This is a genomic window from Acidithiobacillus sp. TH-A36 (assembly GCF_057473445.1).
Window position 1 is genome coordinate 1 of sequence record NZ_JBYCKP010000479.1, and the last position, 2,533, is coordinate 2,533.

4 protein-coding genes are annotated in these 2,533 nt (G+C 52.4%); all 4 read left to right on the forward strand.

The genetic code is table 11. The features are described from left to right. A partial coding sequence (locus AC2VLY_RS12270) for a transglycosylase SLT domain-containing protein (protein WP_486922369.1) occupies positions 1 to 647 on the forward strand: 647 nt, incomplete at its 5' end. A gap of 522 nt (positions 648 to 1,169) precedes the next feature. Beyond that, positions 1,170 to 1,454 carry a hypothetical protein gene (locus AC2VLY_RS12275; RefSeq protein ID WP_246864909.1) on the forward strand — a complete coding sequence of 95 codons (285 nt, stop codon included), beginning with the start codon at positions 1,170 to 1,172 and terminating at the stop codon, positions 1,452 to 1,454. Beyond that, positions 1,433 to 2,200, forward strand: coding sequence for a hypothetical protein (locus tag AC2VLY_RS12280; RefSeq protein ID WP_486922370.1), 768 nt, complete (start codon positions 1,433 to 1,435; stop codon positions 2,198 to 2,200). The genes AC2VLY_RS12275 and AC2VLY_RS12280 overlap by 22 nt, the downstream gene beginning before the upstream one ends. A 14-nt stretch (positions 2,201 to 2,214) precedes the next feature. Beyond that, the gene (locus AC2VLY_RS12285; protein ID WP_215866009.1) at positions 2,215 to 2,511 is read left to right on the forward strand and encodes an EexN family lipoprotein; all 297 of its coding nucleotides are present in this window, start codon (positions 2,215 to 2,217) and stop codon (positions 2,509 to 2,511) included. Positions 2,512 to 2,533 lie beyond the last annotated feature (22 nt).

The window sequence follows — 2,533 nt, forward strand, 5'->3', positions numbered from 1 at the left end:
TGGTGCAGCGCTACTACACCGCACAGCAAAATGTTTCCGTGAGCGCGCGTCGCTATGGTCCCATGCACATCCCTGCCGGATGGTTGCCACTGTTGCGCTATGCCGGGTTCCCGGAATGGCGCGTTAAGCATGATGCCTGCTGGAATATGGCCGCTGGTGTCTGGATTCTCGCTGCAGAGCATGCCGGGGACAGGGTTCCAGGCACAGGCTGGAAAGGCACGCCCATAAACTGGATACCCGCTATCCCTGTCCGTATTATTCAGGATGCGACCTATGCCAGTGCCCAGACAGGGGTGCCGAAGGCCCTCCTGATGGCCGTGGCCTGGCAGGAATCCGGATTCAATCCGCAGGCGGTCTCTCCTGTCGGGGCGCAGGGGTTGATGCAGTTTATTCCGTCCACATGGGCACGATATGGGCAAGGTAGTCCTTTTAATCCCCGTAACGCCATGCTGGCCGGTGCCCGCTATTTGCGGCATCTCGCCTTGGAATTTCACTCCTGGCCTCTGGCATTGGCAGGTTATAACGCTGGAGGCCATGCGGTCGTCGAAGCGGGCGACCATATTCCGGATTTCACGCAAACCCAGCATTACGTGCCGGCGGTATTGGGGCGCTATCGGATGCTGGCCAGCCAGTCAGGAGCGAGATAGCGGATTTCGTGGATTAAACGGATGCAGCGATAGCCATCTTTTGGTTGAGAATAAGGAATACAACATTGAATAAGCGCTACAAATACTTGCTTAAGTTTCTGCTGCTCATGCTGATTGCATGTACAGGTGCTGGATGGTTAGTGTTTAAATGCGTATTTTTACTAATGAAATGGCCCTCTCAGGAAATACCCATCTGGACTCAGTTATGGCTTGGGTGTATGACCGGATTTGTTATGTTTGTCATGATCTCGCCACTTATTCTCAAGTTTCTTGAATCCAGGCAGCGACCGCTCGCATTCCGTCGGCCTGGTTTTCCCAGCAGGACTAAACACAGTACCCGGTAATCGGTTGAAATGCCTATATGGGATCAAATTGATCCCATGATCGCTTTTTATGCACCACTTTTTAAAAAAGCAAAAAAAAAGCCGTTTATCAACACCCCCTACGCATCCATGGCCCGTTATTCTCCAGAATTGGTTCATTTTTTACAGCGTGATAATGGGTAGAACCTGGGAGAACTGTTTGACCACCAGAAAAATCTCAGCACCATCATGGATATGGGCCGGTCGGGCTGGCAGCGCTTTTACGATTGGTGCCGCTTTGATTCTGGCCCTCGTTCATGATCCTTCCATGCGCGGGCTTTTTGTCGCATGGACCCTCTCCAATGCCTTGTGGCTATGGTACGGCCTCAAGATAAATTCGGGTTCGCTGGTGTCGGCGCAGGTGGTTTTTTTGGTGATTGATGTCGTCGGGATTACGCATTACTGGATTTTGGGGAACAGCGCATGGCTCAAACTCTTTGGATAACCCACAACAAGATGCTGGAACAGTTATTTACAGCACTGGATCGCCGGATTGGCGGATTACATGGCGCGTCTTATCAAAGCGGTTTTTGGCGATCCGGATTAACGGGCAGCCTGATACCCGATGTGACGGAAGCGGCGCTGAAGGTCCGTTCCAGGGGCTTTTGGAAAGCCAGCGCCACCTTCGCATCGCCGGCTGCGTCCAACGAACCGGAAAAGCAGGTATCCCATCGCGTGGATCTGCTGGCCCTGGTTTTGGGGGGGAATGTCCGTGTGGGTCTGTATTTGCCCGATAGTCTGCTCGAAGCCGGCATACGCGATATGGTGTCCCGCCTTTACGATGGGAAGCCTGCCCCAATAGAGCGCCGAATTGGTGGAGACACCTTTTTTGACTGGATTTTTACCGGGGATCCTTTTTCTGCTGCATGGATGCTGCGTTGTACGCAAGACCAGATGGCGTACGACATTCTGGAAAATCACTTTTTATGGGCGGTCATTCATATTTGGGAAGGGCTGTCCAGAACGCTGATGACCAATCATGGTGTGGTGTTTCCCATCGTTGCAGACCGCTTTCTGTCGCCGGAGCTCGCGGAAAATCTGGGTCTGGCGATTGTGGAACACATGGAACGCCCCAGGGAAGATGGCGGGACCGAGAAAGTGACCTTGGTGACTTCGGATACGGGTTACCCCGATGACGCTATCCAGGAAGCATTGCGGGCGGTGATACCACACTGTCGGTTTTATTATTAGCGAGGGCTTTTATCATGAAAAAAATTATTCAGGCTATTGCGCTAGGTCTTGTTTTGGGCCTGGCAGGATGTGCTGCGCAAGCCCATGACGGACCGTACGGCGGCCACACGAGTAAATGGTATGCAAACCATCCGAAACAAGATGCGGATGAGGCCAAGTGGTGCGATGCAGGCAGTACGCATAGAGAAGACACCAAGACCTGCAATGCTGCGTATCAAGGCATCAATGAACAGTTAACTCACGCATTTTATGGATCCAAGTCTAGCAATAAGCGCCAATCCACGTCGGACATAGTCCACTTTACAGCATGAAACCCATTCCACTGCCATGAAG